Origin of the sequence: Leptospira licerasiae serovar Varillal str. VAR 010, from assembly GCF_000244755.1 — a bacterium.
Taxonomy (GTDB): domain Bacteria; phylum Spirochaetota; class Leptospiria; order Leptospirales; family Leptospiraceae; genus Leptospira_B; species Leptospira_B licerasiae.
Genome location: NZ_AHOO02000013.1, coordinates 350,866 through 372,661 on the forward strand (window position 1 = coordinate 350,866; position 21,796 = coordinate 372,661).

Genomic DNA, 21,796 nt, shown 5'->3' on the forward strand with positions numbered 1-21,796 from the left:
TCTTAATTCCAGCCTAAAAATTTAGAAAGATGGAAAATTAAAAAAGAAGAAGTATATGCGAGAACTGTCATGTATGTGAACATAAAGAACGGCCAGAATAGGGAGTTTGTCTCCTTTTTTACCACCGCAAGAGTGGACATACATTGGCAAGCGAACGCAAAAAATACGAGTAAGCTCAAGGCGCTTGCGATTGTCCAAACAGGTTTTCCTGTTTCTGGGTCCCTGTCTTTTCTTAGAGCTGATCTTAGATTTTCGTCCTCTGAATCTTCTCCTTGTACCCCGTATACGATGGATAATGTGGATACCATTACTTCTCTAGCTGCAAATGAAGTTATGATTCCTAACCCCATCTTCCATCCGAAACCGATCGGTTCTAAAACCGGCTCCATCATTTTGCCCATTCTTCCTGCGTAGGACTCTGAGATTTGTAAGGACTTTGCCTGAGAGGAACTTAGGTTTTCTGTTTTGGGACCTTCTACCCTTGGATAATTTGCCAAGAACCAAAGGATGATGGAGATAAATAAGATTATTTTGCCCGCATTTCCTATGAACGCTTTTAGTTTTTTATAAACGGTAAAAAAAAGACTTTTGAGGGACGGCCATTGGTATCTGGGAAGTTCCATCAAAAAGTAAGCAGGCTCTGATCTGAAAAAAGTCTTTTTGAATAAGAAAGCGGCTCCCATGGATGCAAACATACCTAACAGGAAAAGGCCGAATAACGCTAGGACTTTGGGAGAGAATATGCCAAAAACAGGTTCAGCAGAGAAGACCGTTCCGATTACTAAAATATAAACCGGATATCTGGCAGAGCAGGTGATTAAAGGCGACACTAAGATCGTAGTGAGCCTGTCCGCTTTGTTTTCGATCGTTCTAGTTCCCATGATCGCGGGGACCGCACACGCTGCGCTGGAAAGTAATGGGATGAATGATTTTCCGGAAAGTCCGAATTTTCCCATGAATCTATCCATAAGAAAGGAAGCCCTAGCGATATATCCGCTTTCTTCCATGATCCCTATGAATAAGAACAACAAGCTAATCTGCGGAACGAATACTAAAACTGCTCCTACACCGCCTATCATTCCTTCCTGGACAAGAGAACGGATCGGGCCGTCCGGCAAATAATTTCCTGTCCAATCTGCTAGATCCCCGATTCTGCTTTCGATCCAATCCATGGGAACTTCGGACCAGGTAAATAAGAATTGGAATACCAACGCCATGATTCCTAGAAAGATCGTAAGTCCCCAAACCGGATGGAGTAGTATTTTATCCGCGAATCCTAAAATCCCTTTTTCGGAGATTTCCGAGCCGGAGACCGCTTTTGATAAAAGTTTTTTGATCCAAATGGATCTTTGGACTAATTCCTCTCCATAAGAAAATTCTAATTTAGATCTTTGCCATTCCGAACGAATGAATTCTCTGGTTTTTTCCGGGAAAAAATTAGAAGAAGGAAGTCCTTTTTGAAGACTTTCTCCGCTAAATTCCTTAAAACTATTTTCCAAAACGAATCGAACCGAGTCCGGATCGTCTACCGAAAGTTTAGAAAGTACCGACTCGATCAGTTCAGTCCTTTTTTTGTCCCAGGAAAAATCAGGGACCGGGACCTTATAAGAAGAAGAGTCCATCAAAACATTTTCTAAAACCTCTACACCTTCTCCGGATCTTGGGTTTACGAAATAGAAAGGAACGCCGAAAGCCTTGGATAAAACTCTTAGATCTAAATGAACTCCTTTTTTTTCCAAGGTATCGTTCATCGTCACTGCGACTATCATTGGGATCTTGAGAGAAGAGACTTGAAGTAAAAATTGGAGTCCTCTTTCTATTGCAACCGCATCCAATACGAAAATCAATTTGTCTTCCGTATCCCTGGAAAGCAGAATTCGGGTAGTTACCTGTTTGTCTTCCGATTCTCCCCCTAAACTATAAGCTCCGGGAAGATCCACTATATGAACAATTGTATTATCTTTATGAATCGTACCTTCCGCTTTTTCAACGGTGACTCCGTGGTAGTTCCCCGTCTTTTGTCTAAGACCGGTCAACCTATTGAACAAAGTGGATTTACCACAGTTAGGATTGCCGGTGAGCAGTACCCGAAATTTTTCAGTTTTATGTTCGGTAGCTTGTATTTCGGTATTTAATAATTTCATAAACTAATTCAATTCCAGAAGGTCGGCTTCTAATTTTCGAATGGCCAAACGGACCAGGCCCAATTTTACGATCATCTTGTCTTGGTCCTGGAATTTTCGGACCACTGTGATTTTAGTTCCAGGAAGAAAGCCCATGTCTAAAAGGTTTCTGACCAGTCCGGTCTTTCCGGATTCGTTCTTAATTCCGGTGATCTTTCCGGATTCTCCCTCTTCTAATTCGAAAAGTTTGGATTTCATCTGATAAATTTTTCCCTGTCCCGGATCAGATCTAACTCAGGCGCGAAAGATTTTATATATCTGTCAAAGTATAAGATTTGTTTTATAAGAAGTCCGAATTCTTTAGGGATCTTTAAACCGTTACGATCGGAAATATCCCTGAACTCGAAAAGGATAGTGTTCATCTTCTTCTCGTCGAAAGCGTCCAATTCTCCCATTTGAATATCTAAGACCATCTTGCTCATTTGATCGAATACGGTTTCCAGATCCTTCGCTAACTTTTTCTCGTCTATTCCTTGAGCGGTCCCGTCCATACGAACTAACCCGCTTGCGATCCGATCCGTTCTGTTTAATGCAAGTCCTTCTAAGAAGATCATTAGACCTTCCCATACTTTGGCGGAAATCCTTCCTACGATGCCGAAATCTATAAAACCTACAGTTCCGTCTCTTAATATCATTAAATTTCCCGCATGTACATCCGCATGAAAAAATCCCGATTTAGAAAGTGTGGAGAACCAGATCTCCAGGGCGTCCGAAAGCGTTTTGGCGGGATCTTTGGCCGATTTACGAAGAGAAACTTCGTCAGTGATGGGAGCTCCGTAAAATTTTTCCATGACCAAAACCTTTTTGGTGCTGAGGTCTCTGTAAATTTTTGGAACTCTTGCTCTAGTTTCTCCGGAAGAAAGAAGATATCTTTCGAATTCTTCACAATTGTTCGCTTCTTTTATAAAATCTATTTCTTCTAGGATGGAGGATTGGAACATTCCTACCATTTCGGAAAGTCCGGATTTGTTCAGACCAGGTACGAATATTTCGAATAATTTGGAGGCTAAAAATAGAAGATTTAAATCAGCTCCTAACGCGCCTTCTATATCCGGCCTTTGCACCTTGATCACCACATCCAAACCTTCTTTGGTCACGGCGGAATGGACTTGCGCGATAGACGCGGATGCCATAGGGACTGGATCTATATTTTGGAAAAGTTTTTGGTAATCTCTACCCAGTTCTTTCTTTAATACTTTCTGGATATCCGAGAAAGGAAGAGGTCGTACGGAATCCAAACATTTTTGCATCTCCGTTACGATCTCTTCGGGAAAGAGAGAAGGTGCGGACGCGATGAACTGGCCCAATTTAATATATGTTGCGCCTAATTCTTCAAACGCTTCTCTCAATCGAACCGGAATATTACGGGACCCGCTTCCTCCCGTAGCCAAATCCTTTAAAAGTAGGATGGTTTTGGTGGAAAAAACATAACTACTGGTCACTATACGACTAGCGCTGTTTACCCCTTGCATAAGTTGGTCTAGGAATCCGGTCATTTCAGCTCCAGATTATGATAACTTGAAAGGAACACAATCGAAATCAGGGAGAAAAGAACCTCTATTCGGGATAAAGGAACCTGAAGAAAGGTACTCGGGTCTATTTTGCATGTTCGGCCGAGAAAACCGTATTTTGGTTTACTGCAGCGGCGAGAATTAGAGTATGGCTCTCGAGCGAGAATTTCGGTCAGTGGTATGAGCGGCGAATCGGTTTTATTGCAAGAATTAGAAAAACTCGAACTGAACGACCTAAAGAAGACAGCTGCTCTCTGGAACATTCAAAAGCTTCCGTTCAAAGAAAAGAATAAGAACGTTAAGTTCCTTTTCGACAGTTTTCTGGACGAGTTCTACCTCAAAGGTGTGCTGGAAAAGCTCACCGTTCTCCAAGTTAATATCTATACTTCTATCTTAAAAAATAAGAATGTTCTCACTTTGGGAGAGATCTCTCGTAAGGTAAATATTCCGCCAATCAACGTGGAGATGGAACTCAACCTTCTCCGCAAATACCAACTCGTATACCAAAGAAAGAACAGAGAAAGACTTACCAATAACTTGGATAAGTACCATGCGTATGACGAGCTGGCCGATCTAGTTTCCTTAGACCAAAACCTGAAAGGGGACAAATACAAGGTCTCCGTCGAAAAACTTCTAGATCGCAAAAAGCTGACCGATATTTCCAACGAATGGAAGAAGGCGGTCAAGGCTCCTGCAAAGATAGACAGCATTCGCAAGTTTATCACTCATGCTACTTCCGACGAGGCGTATGAGGCCGCTATCCAATCCCTATCCGAATTAGAAAGAGATACTGTAGTTAGGATCTATCTAAGCGGTGGTGCGGCTGACGCAGACGATATCAGAAGTTTTATCGTAATGAGCAGAGGCAAATACGAGACAATCATTCCTGCTTTGGTTGAGAAAGGAATGATCGCAGACGTTTGTTTCGTAGAGGAAAAGTTCGTAAGGATTTTTGCTCTTCCGGAAGAACTTTTAAAATATATCCAAAATAATCCGATCCTTCCTTCCGTTAAAAAAGGAACACGCCAGAGACAGGAAAAACTTGCAACTAACGAGTTGGACTTCTTCTTAAATACCAAAAAGCTTCTTTCTTATATTAGCAGAAAAGGTTTGGTTCTTGCAAAATCCGGCAAAGTAAAGCAGGCGGATCATAAAAGAACAGAGCAGGAATTATTAAATCCGGATATCAGTATTTTTCCGGAAAAAAGCCAGATCTATCAAATGGAGTTAATTCTCCCTATACTGAAACTTTTGAATCTGGCGGATATCAAAGGTGAGAATATCATTTTAAGAGGGGACCTGGACGGTTTCCTTGCAAAGGATATTTTCGAGATCATGAAGCTAGTCATCCATGAGGTGAACGAAGCAAGAATGAAAAGGGTCAATCCTCCTGAAGTTTTCCAACCTACGGAGATGCCTTTTTACGATAAGATGATCCTGGACAAATGTGTGAACCTGATCATTAAGTCCAAACGTATCCATCTTTCCGTTATTTTCTCTAATATTATCAGGGAACATTTGATCTTTAGCCCTGGTTTCCGCACTAAAAACTTCCAGACTGATCTGGCGGATCTTCGTAAAGAGATCATGAGTGCGATCTTCTATCTGCATTTATTCGGATTATTAGAAGTAGAATATCCGAACCGTTTCCTGACTCTTTCCAAACTGGGAGAATATTTTTTCCAAACTGGAGAGCTTGCTGGAGTTACGGAGAAGGGTGGGATCACGATCAACCCGGACTTTTCCGTGATCGCATTCCCGGAAAAAGTTTCCATTTACGGAATTCATCTTTTAAAAGCATTCACTGAACTCAAAGACTATGACAGGGTTTATACTTTTGTTCTTACCAAAGAAGCTTACCAATTGGGAATTCTTCTGGGATACAAAACGAATGAGTTCGTAGACTTCTTAAAAGCATCCAGCAAAGCGGAACTTGCACAAAACCTTCTATTCTTATTGGAAGACTGGGGCGGAAACCTGCCTGTGGTCGAAGTAGCAGAAGATTGTGTACTTGTTCGCACCAAAGACCAAAACGTTATGGAACTTTTACTTGGTCAGATCAAAGGCAAGAAGATCGTTCTGGACGAGATCGGGCCGACCGCAGTGCTTGTGGATAAAACTCGGGTCCAAGATGTGATCACAGTCGCAGAAAAACTGAACTTGATAATTAACCTAACTAGATAACCTTTTTACTAATTTTAGTTTCCACGCAGAGGCGCGGAGACGCTGAGTTTTGGGCTTTTGTAAGCTGGTTTCTTTTTGATTTCTATATCTTTTGCTGTGAGAAAATCCTAAAAACAGAAAAACCAGAAATCATGTTTCTCTCTGCGTCTTCGCGTCTCTGCGTGCAAAAATCCTTGGGTCTTCTAACTCTCTGCGGCTTTCAATCGGGAGTGACTTTGATTTTAGTTTTGAATTCCCATTTGCGGAATGGAGCCAGTGCTTGGAGCCTTTCTTCGCTCACGAAAAAAAGACCCTCTCCAAATTTGACCAATCCACCCTTGTAATGGGCGTATTTGGTTTTGTGATCGATTAGACCTATTTCCTTTACCTTATTCCAGTCATCGCAGGTTTTCAGGGTGGGAACTCTCCGAAGATACAATTCCTTGATTGAACCGTCCCGTACAGAGTCCCTTAAGATCTTTTCCCATTCCATATAAGCGCAAATTAGAATAAATTCTCTAAAATGCAACTAAGTTTCGGAATCTTCTTTTTCTCCCGAAAATCCGGCGGATACTTTTTTAAAATTGAAAGTACTCAGCTTGGTTTTTCAGATCCTCGGACAAATGGGCAAGTCCCACTGAACCGGAACTCAATTCTTCCGTGGAAGAAGCGTTAGATTGGGTCAGGTCGTTGATACTAGAAATGGTTTTCGAAATTTCTTCGATCGCCAGTTTTTGCTCCTGGATAGCAGTTTGGATCCCTTCCGATCTTTCCTTCACTTCCTGGCCCTTTTTGTTCACGATCTTATTTCGGACCAGCTGCTCTCCCATCACGGAGGATACCTCATTCATCCGGATATAGATTGTTTCTATTCTTTGGATAATCCCACCGATCACACTCACCGTGTCTCGGATATTGCTGACTCCGATCCCGATTTCGGTCTCATTTGCTTGGATGATATTTTCTATTTCCTTCATGCTGTCGGAGGTTTTGTCCGCGAGTTTGGAAATTTCATCTGCAACTACTGCGAATCCTTTTCCAGCGGCTCCGGCTCTGGCTGCTTCGATAGCTGCGTTCAACGCAAGAAGATGGATCTGTTCGGAAATAGTTGTTATGATCTCTATCACACCGGTGATCTGATCGGAACTCTGAGAAATTTTTCGGATACTCTGGTCCGTCAGTTCCAAAGATTTTCCTCCTCTTCTTGCTTCGTCGGTGATCTCTTTTACATGAGAAAGAGTGTTTTCTAGATTTTCGGAAGTGGCTTGGATAGAAGATGAAAATTCTAACATCTCCGTGTCCAAAGAGTTCAGAAGAGTGACTTGTTCTTTTGTTCTATAGGAAATAGCATCCATTCCGGCGGATATCTCCTCGATAGAAGCTGAAATTTCCTCGGAAGCGGCCGCTTGGCTTTGCGCATTATCTGAGATCGTTTTTAAAGTATTCGACATTTCATCGGAAGAATTCGCCAGACTATGGGAGGCATCAAAAATTTTATAAAGAACCGCTTTTACCTTACGATTGAATTCGTTGATACTGATGGCCATTTCTCCGATCTCATCTCTGGAAAGAACCGTGAGTTTTTGGGTCAGATCTCCTTCCGACATTTTTTCGATCAGGTTTTGGCTATCTCTTAAAGGTTTCAGACTTTTGGAAAGGATGAAATAAATGATAAATCCTATTACAAACAATCCGCTAAATGAAATAGCTAACATATAGAAGATAGTGGAGATCGCTTCTTTGGAAACTTCTTCATTTACGATGGTCACAAAGGACCTAAATCCATATTTTTTATTCGTATGTACTACCATGGATTTATAGGCGCCGTCCATCACGTACTTGATCGGGACTCCGTCTTGTGCGTTTACGAATGATTTTGCAAAAGGAAGATCCTCCATTTTTTTCAATCTCATATTTTCGCTGACGTGATTTAAGAAGGTCATCTTAGGGGTTAGAAGTCCCGGATAGCCTGTCTTTCCTATCTTGATCGATTGAACTATATTATTCGTCAGATCACCTATCCGAACGGAAAAAACTAAAAACGCCTTTGAGCCGTCATTCAATTCAAATTCTCTAATATACAGAATGACCGGGGAACCGTTTTGGGTGGAATTGGAAGGTTCGCTAAAAAAGAATGCTTTCTCTTTATTTGTATTTCGTATTTCTTCCGCTCCGGGAAGTTGGAAGGCTGAAGTCAAAGGAACAATTGTGCTGCTCGCCAATGTACCGGTGCCCACGGAATGAGAAAACCAATCTCCTGCTTCTTTCCAAACCGCTATCCCTTCGAATCTTTGGCTAGATCCTAAAAAATTACTTAGGAAATTCTCCGCCTCTTTCCATTTTTTCTGAGAGACTAGATATCCTAGGGTTTTGTTCCGGATAATGAGCTCAGCTTCGTCTTCCGTGTCCTCATAGATTCCTTGTGTGAGTAGGTCCAAAGTATGGGCCACGTTCAACATTTGATTTGTATAAGCGTTCTTTAGAGATTCGTAATTTAGCTTGTAGACTACTAGGGAAACGCCGATCGCCAAAACTAGGACGATAGCAAAGAAGATCAATGATAGGGTCCTAGTCAGATTCAGTTTAACCAAAGACTCTAAGGAAATAGAACCGAATAGATCAGTACTGGTCAAATTGTCCTTTAACCAATCGGTGACTAGATAAAAATATACGGCGCTCCAAAGTCCCCCGAATACGATCAATCCTAACAAGATAGAATAATCGGTTTTGCTGATCGGCAGGAAAATCCCGAGAGCCACCACAAAGATCCCGCCTCCTATCCAGATCCTGACCAAGATGTCCAATGCATGAAGAATCGGAAGACGGAATACTGCCTTTTGAGCTCCGATGACCGTTTCTTTAGTCACTGCACCTTCTGCAAATTGTTTGGAATATTTTCGTAACGGTTTTAATTTATAGTAGGAGGAAAGAGAACTGGTGATAAGTCCTAATACAAAGATTATCCCCATGACGACCCAAAGAGAATCGGCGCCGCTAAGATCTAAGTCCATAAAATGGATCAAAAACACGATCGCAAATGGCGTTCCGATCAGATAACCTAGACCTTCCGTTAAGAACAGAAACCTTGCGGAGAATACGGAAATTTCTTTGTTTATGTTTTTCATGCGTGATCCTGGTTGATTTTTTTTTCGACCTAGTATGAGCTAAAAAAGTTTCTTTTAAAATGCCCTATGGGCGAAACCCAAAATTTAGGAATACAAAATTGATATTTGATTCTTCTGATAAGCGGATCGCTGTAATAGGCGATATACATGGATTCTGGACCTGGGTCGATACCGAATACTTCTCTAAAAGTAATTATGATTCTGTGATATTCACCGGAGATCTTGGAAACGCTCGACCCGGCAATACGAACAAAATCGCACAATTGATCTCCAAAGTTCGGAAACCAAAGTATATCATTTTAGGAAATCATGATACTACTTCTATCCCCCAATTGTTGATGGAGATCACGAATGCTTCGCCTAATATGGGTTACTTAAGTCATACTTTTCATTTGCTTCGATATAGAAAGTTACTCAAAGATCTGGGCGATTCCCATATTTGCCAGTACAATCTTTCCGAGATCGGATCAGGGCTTTCACTTTTGGGCGCCAGACCTCTTTCTATGGGAGCTAGGTTTAATTTTCAGGTATTTATTAAGTCGGTATTCGGGATCTCTTCTTACGAAGAATCCGAGAGAAAACTGAATCAATTGATCCAGGAAGTTGACCTCCAAAAGCAGGATCTGATCGTTCTTGCTCATAATGGACCTTCCGGCCTAGGAGGCAGAGCTCACGATATTTGGGGCTGCGATTTTAAGAGCGAAGAGGGCGACTTCGGCGATAAAGACCTGGGCGATTTTATTCGAACTGTTTCCAAACAAGGCAAACAACCAAAAGTAGTGATCGCAGGCCACATGCACCATTCTTCCCGAAAATTAAGAGTAAAGACTAGAATTTGGAAAAAGAAAGAAGAAGGTATACTGTATGTAAATGCCGCCAGAGTTCCTCGCATCTTTTCAGACAAAGAAGGAAATATTTGGCACCATCATGTGGAACTCACAAGAAAGAACGGAACTTGGGATGCGGAAGCGAAATATTTGAAGAATGGAACGGAGGAAATTTTCCCCCTCCCTGAATTTATAGAGAGGGAGAAAAATCGAGTAGAGTAAACCCGAATTATTCGGAAAAAGAATCTAGCTTTTGTTTTACTTCCTCGTTCAAAGGCTGCTTTTTGTGGAAGTCGTTTAACAACTTGAGAGCCTCGTCCCTTTTCCCCAGATCCGAATAGAGTTCGGAAAGTTCTACCACAGGACGAGGATCCATCGGGAACTTTTTATGAAGATCCACATAAATTTCCTCTGCCTTGTCCCTTGCGCCTTTCATCTTTAAGGATGAAGCTTTTCCAAGAAGTGCGAAGTAGTCCTCACCCTCGGAAAGAATTCTATTAAAACATTCTAATGCTTTATCGAATTCTCCCATACCTCTCAAGCTGTCTGCATATCTGTTAATAATCAGCTTATTATCCGGATCGAATTCCAAAATCCTTTCCCAGAATTCGTTAGCTTTGCGGAAATCCTTTTTACCACGATAAGATTCCGCCAAACCGTACAGTGCGAAGAAGTTTCTAGGATCTAGATCAGCTGCTCTGCGATAATAACGGATCGCTTCATCGAAATCTTTGATCTTACGATAGCTGTTCCCGATCTCGGTTAGGATCTTGATATTATCCGGTTGGATAACCAACAATTTTTCCCACCAGCTGATTGCATCTTTGTATCTTTGGCAGGCAAAGAATAAATGTCCCAAACCTACGATCACATACTGATCCTTAGGATTGATCTGCAAAGCCTGCATATAATAAACTTCTGATTCTTTGAAGTTTTTGAGTTTTCTGTGAGCGTCCGCAACTCTACTTAAAATAGATGCGTCTGTGATAGTAATATGTCTGTATTCTTCCGCTACTTCGATGACCCGATTGAGTAGATTCATCTCTCTATAGCAGTTCATAAGTCCCATTAGGGAAAACTTATTGGATGAATCTTCTTTGATACATCTGTTATAAAAATCCAGAGCTTGCCTGAATTCCTTTCGTTTAAAATGAAGATCTCCCATTCCGACTAAACCGTAGGTGTTACTAGGTTCTTTAGCCAGAAGTTCCTTTAATTTAGATTCGGCCTTGTCCCATTGTCTGCTATCCAGAAAACGGTAGGCCTCTTTTGCTAAACTTTTGATCTGAGCAAAATGTGAATCTTCTTCTTCCTTTCCTGCTTGGGGTTTTTCAATAGGCTCGTTCATAGGACCGAAGTTCCTTTTTAAATTTAGAAAGAAGATCCGCGAGATTCTTCATTCAATTTTTTATTTAATATTACTTTGACGGATGAGTAAAGGTTTTCCTTGGTACTAAATCCGTAAAGAAAATTTGAAATTGGAAAAAAAGAGAGAAATCTAGGTTTGCAGTGCATAAAATAATACGAAAGCTATAGTCCATTCTTCCTTCTTGACAGGGCCTTTACTTTGCATGGAATGGATTCTAACGAGGGAAAGATGCCGAAAACCGAAGCAAAAATCTCCGGTGCCCGTTTGATGGTCGAACTCCTAGAAGAATACGGAGTGGATATCGTCTTCGGATATCCCGGCGGAGCCATTCTGCCGTTTTACGACGAATTATATAAAAGTACTAAAATCAAACATATCTTAGTCCGCCACGAACAAGGCGCAATCCATATGGCAGAAGGGTATGCGCGTTCCACCGGTAAGCTGGGGGTATGTATTGCGACCTCTGGGCCAGGCGCTACAAACTTAGTCACCGGGCTGACGGATGCAAAACTAGACTCGGTTCCGATCTTAGCGATTACCGGACAGGTTGCTACCAACGCGATCGGAACAGATGCATTCCAAGAAGCGGATATTTATGGGATCACAATTCCTATTACAAAGTATAACGCGCTCATCAAATCCGCAGATGATATCGCTCGTCATTTCCAAGAGGCGACTTTAGTCGCCTTAGGTGGAAGGCCGGGGCCTGTTCTTTTGGATTTTCCTAAGGATGTCCAAACTGAGCTTACCTCAGTTCGTAAAGTAGATAAACTTAAAATAGATCCTAGACATTACCAAAAGCCTCCGATCGGAGGAGACTTGGATTCTTTTGCGGCGGCATTGAATAAGGCAAAACGTCCTCTTCTCTATGTGGGAGGAGGAGCGATCAATGCGAACGCTTCCAAGGAGATCAAGGAATTAGCGGAAAAGGGAAATATACCCGTTACTACTACTCTTATGGGGATTGGGGCGTTTCCCGGTACTCACCAACTTTCCGTAGGGATGTTAGGGATGCACGGAACAGCTTATGCGAACAAGGCTGTATTAGAATGTGATTATATTCTAAACTTAGGCGCTAGGTTTGATGACCGGGTCGCTAAACCGGGAGAATTTGCGGAGAATGCCGTACGTGCTCATATAGATATAGACACTGCGGAATTTAACAAAAGAGTCTCCGTAGATTATCTTCTACACGGGGACTTAAAAGAAGTCCTAAAGGCGTTGATTCCGAAAGTGAATAAGGTGGATCGCCCGGAATGGGTCGGATTTTTAGACACACTAAAAAAGAACCATCCATTAGAATTTGATGATTCTACCGAGACCATCAAACCTCAGGGATTTTTGCAGAAATTGTACGAAAAAAGTAAGGGAAAGGCGATTGTTTCCACCGACGTGGGGCAACACCAGATGTGGGCGGCTCAGTACTATCTTTTTGAAGAAGCGAATCGTTGGCTGACTTCAGGAGGATTAGGAACCATGGGTTACGGTCTTCCCGCAGCTATCGGAGCTAAATTCGGAAATCCTAATAAAACTGTGATCTGTGTTTCGGGCGACGGTTCTATCCAAATGAATATCCAAGAATTGGCAACCATAGCAATGTATAAGAAAGGTGTAAAGATTCTGATCTTTAATAACAACTTCTTAGGTATGGTCCGCCAATGGCAGGAATTATTCTACGAGGAAAGATTCTCTGAGTCCGAATGGAATTATAACCCAGATTTCGTAAAATTGGGAGAAGCTTATTCCATAAAAGGATTAAGAATTTCTAATAAATCCGAAATCGACAAAGCATTGGAATTTTTCTTAGAAGACGATGACGCAAGGATCCTGGAAGTAATGATCCCAGCGGAAGAAAAAGTATTCCCTATGATCCCAGCTGGTAAATCCCAGAAAGACATGATCGAATTTTCCGACACAGTTCGGGCCGGTAAAAAATGAAACATATACTGAAAATTTTGGTAAACAATCATCCGGGTGTAATGAGCCATGTCTCCGGTTTATTTACCAGGAGAAGTTATAATATAGATTCCATCGCAGTAGGTGTTACCCAGGATCCGGAAATTTCGAATATGGTGATCGTAGTTAAGGGAGACGATTCAGTAGTAGAGCAGGTAAAACGGCAACTTCTGAAACTTCCGGATGTGATCGAGGTGGAAGATCTTGCTTATCATGATTGTATTAGCAGAGAGCTTGTGCTTGTCGTTGTAAAAACAGAGGATTCCAATCGGACTGAGATCATTTCAATTTGTGAAGTTTTCCAAGCAAAGATTGCAGACCTTACAAAGACTACGATGACCATTGAATTTTCCGGAAATACCAGACAGGTGGAGCATTTCCTGGAAATGATGCAAAAGTATGGGATCCAAGAAATCGCTCGTACTGGTCAGATTGCTTTAAAATACAGATCTACCTAGTTCTGAGTAAATACTTCGAACGGTCCAGGTTATCTATTGTTACAAAATTATTACAATTAGATTACAGGAAAAGGCTGCTTCGGAAATTAATTTCCTGAAAGAATGCTTTTCATCGTTGGAATAAAAACGATCTATGTTGCGGATCGGTTTTCTTTTTTACAATTTCGTATCGGAAAGAATTTTTTTGTTCCATATTTGCGGTTTCCCTATTCTAATTCCCTCCCATGAGTATTAGGGCCCGAATTTCATTATATCTATCCTTAGTTCTGTTTTTAGGTTTTGCAGTGCTGACTGCGATCAATTCGGTGATCTCTTATCGTAGTTTGCATACTGAGATAGAGTCCGGTTCCGCATTAAGTGCGGAAAGGTATACTTTTGAAGTGAAAGATTATCTGGATTCCGCTATGGGAATGACCAGAGGTTTCAGAATGCTTCTCATCTTCTCCAACCCTAAAAGAGAAGAAGTGGTAGATACAATGTTGGAGATCCTGCACCGGAATCCCAAGTGGTTCGGAATGTGGGCGGTGTATGAGCCTAACGCGTTCGATGGGTTGGATGCTCAGTTCAAAAATAAGAAGGGACATGATTCGACCGGAAGATTTATAACTTATGTTCATTCAGTGAAATCGGTTACTGATGCAGTAATCGAGCCTTCCACCAATTACGATGCTACCGATGGGAGTGGGGATTTTTATCAGATCCCTAAAAAGACAATGGAGCCATTCGTAACGGACCCTTACATTTATAGCGCGGGCGGAAAACAAATACAAATGATCTCTCTTTGTGTTCCTGTAAGCAATGCAGGAAAGTTTTGGGGAGTACTTGGAATGGATATCACAACGGCTCAGCTACAAGAGACAATGGGAAATATAAAACCTTTTAGAGGTTTAGGATATCTTGCTCTTATTTCTCCTAAAGGGATTTATGCAGCGAACGGGGGAGATCCTAGTCTAGTCGGTAAGGAAATTCCTAACGCCGAAGAGTTAAAACTAGTACAATCCAAATCGGAGGAGCATGAACGTTTTATTTATGAATCGGACGGTTATACTCATCATTTCTTTCCGTTTAAGATAGGTAAAGGACAGAAACAGTGGGTGATGCAAATCAGCATCCCGAATTCGATTTTTGCGAAAGAACTATTTAGTGTACTTCTACAAAATGCTCTCTCTTCTTTACTTATCGTGAGTTTGATCGTGGTGGTCCTTCATTTTATATTCCAAAAACTGATCTCCGCCGGATTATTAAAGGCGATCGGATTTTCGGAGGAGATCGCAAAAGGAAATCTGCTTGCTTCTTCCGATTATAATCGTAACGACGAGATAGGCGCATTATTGTCCGCAATGAATACGATGAGAGAACATCTATTCGGTGTTGTTAAAGAGATCGGCGTATCCACCAACAAGTTAGCCGGAACAGCGGAGAAGATGGCGGTGTCTTCTCGGAACTTCTCGGATGTAGCCCAGACACAAGCTTCTGCTGCGGAAGAATGTTCCGCTGCGGTGGAAGAATTGGCTGCTTCCGCCCAAAATGTAGGTAAGTCGATGCAAAGGGCAGTCACTAGTATGAGAGAGATTGACGGGAACGTAATCTTATTGAAGGAACAGATTGCAAGTATCAATTCCGAGATGCAAGGCCTGGTAAGTTTGGCTGCTTCTTCCAAAGAAGAAGCGGTTACCGGAGAATCCGCGATGAGTACTTCTAATCGTGCTATGGGTGCGATCGGGGAAAGCGCCTCTAGGATCAACGAGATACTTTCTTTAATTACCGAGATTTCCGAAAAAACGAACCTTCTCGCATTAAACGCCGCGATAGAAGCCGCTAGAGCGGGAGAAGCCGGAAAAGGTTTTGCGGTTGTAGCGGAAGAAATAGGAAAACTTGCTTCTCAAACTTCCAGTTCCGTACAAGAGATCGGAGGCCTAGTAAATTCTACTAATACAGCGGTCTTAGACGGTAATAATAAAATGGGAGAAGCTTCTCAGATCCTACAAAGGATCAAGGAGAGAGTGGACGAATTCGATAAATCCGCGAAGGCGGTCTTAAGTTCCGTTAAAACCCAAGAATCCAATACCAAAGAGATCGCAGAAAGTGCAAATTCTTTGATGACCTTCAGCTTGCAGATTGAAGAAGCAGTAACCGAGCAAAGAAGAGCAACGGAAGAAATCACTAAAACTATCGTAAATATCTCCGAAGGAACGCAAGAGATTGCGACCGGAGCCGACGATCTCACCACATTTTCCGGAGATATGCATGGTCAGTCTGAACAACTGTCCAATCTGATCGGAAAATTCAAAGTCGGTTAGAAAGAAAAAGCGTTCCAAAATTTCTTTCGATTTTCATAATGGAGCCCTTATGAGTATTCGGCTCCGAATTTCTTTATACATTTCCATTATTCTATTCACCGCATTCTCTCTGCTTGCGGCTTATAATTCTTATTCTTCTTACCAGAACTTGAGAGAGGAAGTGGAACAAAGTTCCGATGTCACTGCGGAAAGATGGACCTATGAAATTATGGAAGAGTTGAATACTCTTATGGGTTTGATCCGAGGCTTTCGTTTTCCTTTGATCTATGCTTCTCCTCAAAGGGAGCAAGTGATCCAAACCTTACAGGAAATTATGAAACGTAACCAAGACTATTTCGGAATGTGGCTTTGTTACGAACCGAACGCGTATGACGGAAAAGACGCTTTGTATCGGAACAGACCGGGGCACGATGGAACTGGTCGTTTTATTCCGTATTTAAACCGTGCTCGCGCCAAAGACGTAGTGGATCTGGAAGCATTAAGAGATTATAATAACACCGACGGCACCGGAGATTTTTATCAGATCACTAAAAAGACGGACAAGATGAGTGTAGTCGGTCCTTATCATTATACGGTTAGCGGTAAAAGTATATTAATGATCTCCCTGGTTGTGCCAATTAGCGTAGAAGGCAGTTTTTACGGCGCTGCAGGAATGGATATAGATCTGAAAAATCTGCAAGAGAGGATCGGGAATAAAAGACCTTTTCGTGGTAAAGGTCATATAGCTTTGATCTCTCCGGCCGGTTTGTATGCGATCAACGGAGAAAATCCTGAATTACTCGGCAAAAAGATCCCTGATGAGGCCGAATTAAAACAATATCTGGAAAATTCGAAAGAAGGAAAAAGATTCGTGTATGAATCCGGTGGAGAGACTTCTTATTATTTTCCGTTCCATATAGGCAAGGATCCCAAGTTTTGGACCCTGATGGTGAGTATTCCGAATTCGGTATATTATGAAAGTATTGGGGAGATTATTTTAAATGCCGTACTTTCTTCTTTTCTAATCCTTGTCGTAGTCTTACTTTCTTTAAATTTAATATTCGATCGATTAGTGAGTTCCGGTCTTTTGAAAGCGATCGGTTTCTCGGATGAGATCGCTAAAGGAAATCTAACCGTACAAAATGATTACCCTGTAAAAGACGAGATCGGCACATTATTTATTTCTATGGACCAAATGAGAGAAAATCTTCTGAATGTGGTCAAAGAGATGAGATCCTCTTCCGAAAAATTGAGTTCTAAATCGGAGGAGATGGCTATCTCTTCCAGAAATTTTGCAGATATAGCTCAAACCCAAGCCTCCGCGGCAGAAGAATCTTCCGCTGCGGTAGAAGAGCTTGCCGCCTCCGCTCAAAACGTCGGTAAATCCATGGAAAAAGCCGTGGAGAATACCAAAGAGATCGATGGAAACTCTATGCGTTTGAAGGAGCAGATCATAAGTATCAACCAAGAAATGCAGGGCCTAGTGAATCTCGCGGTCGAATCCAAAAGACAGGCAGTGACGGGAGAGAATGCAATGTTCGCATCCACAAATGCGATGGGGGAGATCGGAGAAAGCGCTTCTAGAATTACGGAGATCTTATCTATTATCACTGAGATCTCCGAAAAAACGAACCTTCTAGCATTGAACGCTGCGATCGAGGCTGCAAGAGCGGGAGAAGCAGGTAAAGGATTTGCAGTTGTAGCGGAAGAGATAGGCAAACTTGCTTCTCAAACTTCAAGTTCGGTGCAAGAGATCGGAGAACTTGTAGAATCCACAAACGACGCAGTGATGAACGGTAACTCGAAAGTAGAAGAGGCTTCTCTAATATTAAAAAAACTGAAACAAAGCGTGAACGAATTCGAAATTTCCGCGAATAAGGTTTTGGCTTCCGTAAAGGATCAGGAATCGAATACGAGCCGTATCCAATCAAGTTCTAATACTTTGACTTCTTTTAGCATACAAATCGAGGAAGCGGTCATCGAGCAGAAAAATGCTACGAATGAGATCACTAAAACGATCATCAGTATTTCGGAAGGGACTCAGGAAATTGCGGGCGGGGCAGACGATCTTACCACATTCTCCGGTGAGACCCAGATGTTGGCAGAACAACTTTCCAAACTGATTGAAAAGTTTAAAGTGGATTGATTTACTGATCTGCCAGATCTAAGATCTCTGAATCTAAAAATAGGACAGATTTCGGATCCCATTGGAAAATAGTACCATCCAAAATACATTTTCCCTCCGAGGCTTTTTGATTTAGTTTATATAGGATGTTTTCCTTTTTATCAGGAAAACGATCCAAAAAATCCTTTAAGTCTATCGGAAGGAATATTCTAAAAAGAGATATTAGGATTTCTTCAAATGGGTCGGAAGTTTCATACGAGGTTGGACTTTTTCCGGTTCCGTTGATATAAGTTAAAGTATTTCTTGGGTTGGAATATCTACCTGGCGGTAAAAATCCGTGAGCTCCCGGCCCGATTCCCAAATAATATTCGTAGGTCCAATATTTCATATTATGGCGGGAGAAAAGCCCGGGCTTGGAATAATTTGAAACCTCGTATTGGACAAAACCTTTGGATCTCAAAAAATCAGGCAGATCTTGGAGGATTTTTTGCTGCACTTCTTCGGAAGGTGGGGCAACCGTTCCAGCGGAAACTTTTCTGCTGTATTCCGTTCCTTTTTCCACAGTAAGAGCGTAAATGCTGATATGAGAAACTCCGGACGCTAGGACCGAATTTGCATCTTCGTAAAATTCACTTTCCGTTTGTCCCGGGACTCCGAACATCAGGTCAGCGCCGAAGTTTTTTATTTTAGAAGTTTGTAATGCTTCCAAAGTTTTAGAATAAGTATCCGGATCGAAATATCTGTCTAAAAATTTCAGATTTTTAGGAAGAAAGGACTGTATTCCGACATGAACCCTGTTGATCCCTGCATCATGCAGGCCTTGCAAATACTCAGGAGTTACGTCTTCCGGGTTACATTCTAATGTGATCTCCGAATCGGAGGAAAAATTTAGATTATCCTTTAAGAATTTTATAAAATCCGCATATCGCGTATAGGAAGCTTTTGAGGGAGTTCCTCCGCCGAAAAATAAACTATCAAATACAAGATCTTGGTACTTAGGGAAATTTTTAAGTCTGAGTACGACTTCTTCCTTATATTTTGAAAATAAATTTTCTTCCAAGGGAGAAGGTTCTAATCCGATCCCTTCTGAAAAAAAATCGCAATAGCTACATTTGTGAACGCAGAATGGGTAATGTACGTAGATTCCCGGCCTGTTTGTTTTTTGTATGACCGGGAGTCCTGTTTCCAAATTACTTCGTATTTTTGCTTACCGAGTTTTCTTCCGTTTCCGTGGATGCGGTAGCCTTTTTTGGATTCGGTTTTAAGATCAGATCGACAAGTGGGATCTCGTCCTTTCTATCCAATACAGAATAAACTAAAGCCTTTTTGGATTCTGCCGTAGGAGAAAAGGAGAATAATATTTTCAGATTGGATGCATCGGGCAAATCCAGGAATGGAGTTCCGTAATGCAGACAGACGATTTCCACTTCCGGAAATTTTTGAGCAAGAGAAAGAGCCAGATCCAATTCGGTTTGGGTGAACGAATTTAAGACTGCACGTTTTGTTTCTTTCTTTTCCAATTTTTTGCGGAGGGAAGCTAAGTCTAAGTTGGCGATATTGCGAGACCTCAGATCGGAAAGGAATTCCTCTCCTTTTAAATAGAAAGCAGTGTTTTCGATAGATACCTTTTCGGGAAGAAAAGTTTTAGGAAAGGAAACAATAGCTTTTCTGCTTACATCTCTGTTAAGAGTATCTTGGTAATATTGAGAGAATAAATTTTCTCTATTTTTATCTTGTTCCTCAAAATGATTCTTTAATACTTCCGGAAGTTCTTTAGGAAAAACGGAGGAGGCTCTTCCGGTTTTTGCAACTTCGCTAAACTCGGTAATGATCCCGTATTTTAGTTTATAGTAAATTTGTCTTTTGACCGCTTCTTTTAGAAGGTCTTTTCCTTCTCTTACTAAGGTTCCCTTTTTATAAGCCTTTAAGATCTGGTCTCTCATTGCCTGAGTAGTCGGGCCCCAACTAGTCATAAGCACTATATCCGCGCCGGCGATTAGCGCCAATACACCCGGATCTTCTTTTTGGTAATGTTCGTCAATAGCGTCCATTTCCATTGCGTCCGTAATGATCAATCCTTGGTATTGGAATTCTTTGCGTAAAAGATCTCCTAAAATTTTAGAAGAGAGCGTGGCGGGAAAATTCGGATCTATTTTAGGATATACGATATGCGCGCTCATAATTGCATCCGCACCGTTTTGAATAGAAGTTTGGAACGGGATCAGTTCGAAATTTTTCAATTCTTCCAATGTTTTTTCTATTTTAGGAAGTCCTAAATGACTGTCCACATTGGTGTCCCCATGTCCCGGAAAATGTTTGATCACAGGAATAGAACCGCCGAGTCTTGCTCCTTCTTCGTAGGAAACTCCTGCATTTAATACCGTTTCTAAATTGCTTCCGAGAGACCTGGTATTGATGACAGGGTTGAATGGATTATTGTTGATATCCATGTCGGGAGCGAATAGAAAGTTTAAGCCCAATTTTCTCAATTGGTAAGAAGTGACAAAGCCTACTTTTTTAGCCATGTCCTTGTCCTTGGTCTGACCAAGGGCCATTGCTCCTGGAAATTGGGTCACTCCGTCTTTGACTCGGATCACTCTTCCGCCTTCTTGGTCGACGGAGATTAGTAAAGGTAATCCAGTATTTTCTAATGCACTAGTTTGTAGATCCTTGTTCAAGGATTTGATCTCTGATTTGGAGCCCAAATTCCTTCCGAATAAGATGACCCCACCAGGTTTGATCGTCTCAATTTCTTTTTTAGCGATCGGATCTAAAACGGTCCCAGGGATAGCAACATGGATGACCTGTCCTACTAATTCTTCTGCCTTTAGTTTAGAAGTAATCTCCTCAGCTTGACGAAGCATTCCTTCTTGGATTTCCTGGGCTTGGAGTTCACTTCTGAATTGGCCCAACCAAAAGAATAGGAAGAATAAGAAAGCGGCAGTAACGCCTGCAACTAGAAACCGTTTGAACATACTTACTAGATCCCAATCGGTTGCGTATTCGTAAAGCAGAACTTAAAGCCTCGGTTTTTGGGACCTTGGTTGGGGCAGCGGGGTCGGATTGGAGATAGGAGAAAAAATGAGCCGTTTATCATATTCCGGATTTTTTAGTATTTTAGTAATCTTTTCTTTTGTTGCTTCCTGTGATAAAGATGGATCGGAGCAACAACCTAAGGCTTCTCCTAAAATGGAAATAAAAACAAACGGCAAAAAGATCCTATTCTTCGGAGACAGTTTGACCGCAGGTTACGGTTTGAACGGGCCTGAAGAATCTTTTGTCCACCTGGCTTATTTGGAACTCAAAAAAAAATATCCGGATCTGGAATACGTAAATGCAGGCGTAAGCGGGGATACTACTTCCGGCGGACTTGCAAGATTAGATTGGGTCTTGAATACCAAGTATGATGTATTCGTTTTGGAATTAGGCGCAAATGATTCTTTGAGAGGACTTCCCACAAAAATGACCGAGGAGAATCTAACAAGGATCATTCGAGAGGCTAGGGCAAAATATCCTTCTATTAAAATTCTATTAATCGGAATGAGAACGCTTCCGAATATGGGTCCGGTGTACGCGAAGGAATTTGCGGCGCTTTTTCCTAGGGTATCTAAGAAAGAAAAGACGGAGTTTATGCCATTCTTGCTGGAAGGAGTAGCCGGGGACAGAAGGCTAAACCAAGACGACGGGATCCATCCGACTGCGGAAGGTCATAAGATACTTTCCAAACAACTTCTCCCTTATTTGAATAAACTATTGAAATAGTTCGAACTTCAAATCATATAAAGTTCTTTAATATTCGT

The 21,796-nt window shown here is 41.6% G+C and carries 15 protein-coding genes; 7 read left to right on the forward strand and 8 right to left on the reverse strand.

Annotation, left to right across the window (positions count from 1 at the left end; all coding sequences use genetic code 11):
* Positions 1–2: 2 nt before the first annotated feature.
* Genes feoB through LEP1GSC185_RS17555 form a run of 3 tightly spaced genes read right to left on the reverse strand, consistent with a single transcriptional unit; the run spans position 3 to position 3,679 of the window.
* On the reverse strand, positions 3–2,144 hold the full coding sequence (gene feoB, locus LEP1GSC185_RS17545) for a ferrous iron transport protein B (RefSeq protein WP_008592608.1): 2,142 nt from the start codon (positions 2,142–2,144) through the stop codon (positions 3–5).
* Positions 2,145–2,147: 3 nt separating this feature from the next.
* Positions 2,148–2,381: a FeoA family protein gene (locus LEP1GSC185_RS17550; RefSeq protein WP_008592751.1), complete on the reverse strand. Its 234-nt coding sequence runs from the start codon at positions 2,379–2,381 to the stop codon at positions 2,148–2,150.
* Positions 2,378–3,679 carry an ABC1 kinase family protein gene (locus LEP1GSC185_RS17555; RefSeq protein WP_008592393.1) on the reverse strand — a complete coding sequence of 434 codons (1,302 nt, stop codon included), beginning with the start codon at positions 3,677–3,679 and terminating at the stop codon, positions 2,378–2,380. The genes LEP1GSC185_RS17550 and LEP1GSC185_RS17555 overlap by 4 nt, the downstream gene beginning before the upstream one ends.
* Positions 3,680–3,874: 195 nt before the next feature.
* Between LEP1GSC185_RS17555 and LEP1GSC185_RS17560 the strand changes: the two genes are divergently transcribed.
* Positions 3,875–5,878, forward strand: coding sequence for a helicase (locus tag LEP1GSC185_RS17560; protein WP_008592475.1), 2,004 nt, complete (start codon positions 3,875–3,877; stop codon positions 5,876–5,878).
* A gap of 199 nt (positions 5,879–6,077) precedes the next feature.
* Here the strand turns inward: LEP1GSC185_RS17560 and LEP1GSC185_RS17565 are convergent, their stop codons facing one another.
* On the reverse strand, positions 6,078–6,350 hold the full coding sequence (locus LEP1GSC185_RS17565) for a hypothetical protein (RefSeq protein WP_010515454.1): 273 nt from the start codon (positions 6,348–6,350) through the stop codon (positions 6,078–6,080).
* 85 nt (positions 6,351–6,435) lie between these two features.
* Positions 6,436–8,982, reverse strand: a complete 2,547-nt coding sequence (locus tag LEP1GSC185_RS17570; RefSeq protein ID WP_008592065.1) for a methyl-accepting chemotaxis protein — start codon at positions 8,980–8,982, stop codon at positions 6,436–6,438.
* 98 nt (positions 8,983–9,080) lie between these two features.
* Here LEP1GSC185_RS17570 and LEP1GSC185_RS17575 point away from each other — a divergent pair, with 98 nt between their 5' ends.
* Positions 9,081–10,031 carry a metallophosphoesterase gene (locus tag LEP1GSC185_RS17575; protein WP_008592495.1) on the forward strand — a complete coding sequence of 317 codons (951 nt, stop codon included), beginning with the start codon at positions 9,081–9,083 and terminating at the stop codon, positions 10,029–10,031.
* Positions 10,032–10,038: 7 nt separating this feature from the next.
* Here LEP1GSC185_RS17575 and LEP1GSC185_RS17580 read toward each other — a convergent pair whose 3' ends face one another.
* On the reverse strand, positions 10,039–11,157 hold the full coding sequence (locus tag LEP1GSC185_RS17580; protein ID WP_008592410.1) for a tetratricopeptide repeat protein: 1,119 nt from the start codon (positions 11,155–11,157) through the stop codon (positions 10,039–10,041).
* A 249-nt stretch (positions 11,158–11,406) separates the two neighbouring features.
* On the opposite strand from LEP1GSC185_RS17580, the gene ilvB reads away from it, so the two are divergent.
* The 4 genes from ilvB to LEP1GSC185_RS17600 all read left to right on the forward strand — a co-directional run bounded on the left by ilvB (position 11,407) and on the right by LEP1GSC185_RS17600 (position 18,017).
* Positions 11,407–13,116: a biosynthetic-type acetolactate synthase large subunit gene (ilvB, locus tag LEP1GSC185_RS17585; protein ID WP_010515458.1), complete on the forward strand. Its 1,710-nt coding sequence runs from the start codon at positions 11,407–11,409 to the stop codon at positions 13,114–13,116.
* On the forward strand, positions 13,113–13,592 hold the full coding sequence (gene ilvN / locus LEP1GSC185_RS17590; protein ID WP_008592270.1) for an acetolactate synthase small subunit: 480 nt from the start codon (positions 13,113–13,115) through the stop codon (positions 13,590–13,592). The genes ilvB and ilvN overlap by 4 nt, the downstream gene beginning before the upstream one ends.
* Positions 13,593–13,816: 224 nt before the next feature.
* Complete coding sequence (locus tag LEP1GSC185_RS17595; RefSeq protein WP_008593030.1) at positions 13,817–15,892, forward strand: methyl-accepting chemotaxis protein; 2,076 nt, start codon at positions 13,817–13,819, stop codon at positions 15,890–15,892.
* Positions 15,893–15,941: 49 nt separating this feature from the next.
* Entirely contained in the window at positions 15,942–18,017 is a 2,076-nt protein-coding gene (locus tag LEP1GSC185_RS17600; protein ID WP_008592332.1) for a methyl-accepting chemotaxis protein, read from the forward strand.
* A gap of 1 nt (position 18,018) precedes the next feature.
* Here LEP1GSC185_RS17600 and hemW read toward each other — a convergent pair whose 3' ends face one another.
* Positions 18,019–19,185, reverse strand: coding sequence for a radical SAM family heme chaperone HemW (gene hemW, locus LEP1GSC185_RS17605; RefSeq protein ID WP_008592777.1), 1,167 nt, complete (start codon positions 19,183–19,185; stop codon positions 18,019–18,021).
* A gap of 1 nt (position 19,186) precedes the next feature.
* Complete coding sequence (locus tag LEP1GSC185_RS17610; protein ID WP_008592508.1) at positions 19,187–20,971, reverse strand: glycoside hydrolase family 3 protein; 1,785 nt, start codon at positions 20,969–20,971, stop codon at positions 19,187–19,189.
* Between the two features lie 106 nt (positions 20,972–21,077).
* On the opposite strand from LEP1GSC185_RS17610, the gene LEP1GSC185_RS17615 reads away from it, so the two are divergent.
* On the forward strand, positions 21,078–21,758 hold the full coding sequence (locus LEP1GSC185_RS17615; RefSeq protein WP_008592691.1) for an arylesterase: 681 nt from the start codon (positions 21,078–21,080) through the stop codon (positions 21,756–21,758).
* Positions 21,759–21,796: the final 38 nt, after the last annotated feature.

Bases quoted from the DNA above. Each gene is read 5' to 3' on its own strand.
- LEP1GSC185_RS17565 (WP_010515454.1), bottom strand. From the start codon at position 6,350: ATGGAATGGGAAAAGATCTTAAGGGACTCTGTACGGGACGGTTCAATC.
- ilvB (WP_010515458.1), top strand. From the start codon at position 11,407: ATGCCGAAAACCGAAGCAAAAATCTCCGGTGCCCGTTTGATGGTCGAA.
- LEP1GSC185_RS17615 (WP_008592691.1), top strand. From the start codon at position 21,078: ATGAGCCGTTTATCATATTCCGGATTTTTTAGTATTTTAGTAATCTTT.
- LEP1GSC185_RS17550 (WP_008592751.1), bottom strand. From the start codon at position 2,381: ATGAAATCCAAACTTTTCGAATTAGAAGAGGGAGAATCCGGAAAGATC.
- LEP1GSC185_RS17570 (WP_008592065.1), bottom strand. From the start codon at position 8,982: ATGAAAAACATAAACAAAGAAATTTCCGTATTCTCCGCAAGGTTTCTG.
- LEP1GSC185_RS17555 (WP_008592393.1), bottom strand. From the start codon at position 3,679: ATGACCGGATTCCTAGACCAACTTATGCAAGGGGTAAACAGCGCTAGT.
- LEP1GSC185_RS17560 (WP_008592475.1), top strand. From the start codon at position 3,875: ATGAGCGGCGAATCGGTTTTATTGCAAGAATTAGAAAAACTCGAACTG.
- ilvN (WP_008592270.1), top strand. From the start codon at position 13,113: ATGAAACATATACTGAAAATTTTGGTAAACAATCATCCGGGTGTAATG.
- LEP1GSC185_RS17610 (WP_008592508.1), bottom strand. From the start codon at position 20,971: ATGTTCAAACGGTTTCTAGTTGCAGGCGTTACTGCCGCTTTCTTATTC.
- feoB (WP_008592608.1), bottom strand. From the start codon at position 2,144: ATGAAATTATTAAATACCGAAATACAAGCTACCGAACATAAAACTGAA.
- LEP1GSC185_RS17595 (WP_008593030.1), top strand. From the start codon at position 13,817: ATGAGTATTAGGGCCCGAATTTCATTATATCTATCCTTAGTTCTGTTT.
- LEP1GSC185_RS17600 (WP_008592332.1), top strand. From the start codon at position 15,942: ATGAGTATTCGGCTCCGAATTTCTTTATACATTTCCATTATTCTATTC.
- LEP1GSC185_RS17580 (WP_008592410.1), bottom strand. From the start codon at position 11,157: ATGAACGAGCCTATTGAAAAACCCCAAGCAGGAAAGGAAGAAGAAGAT.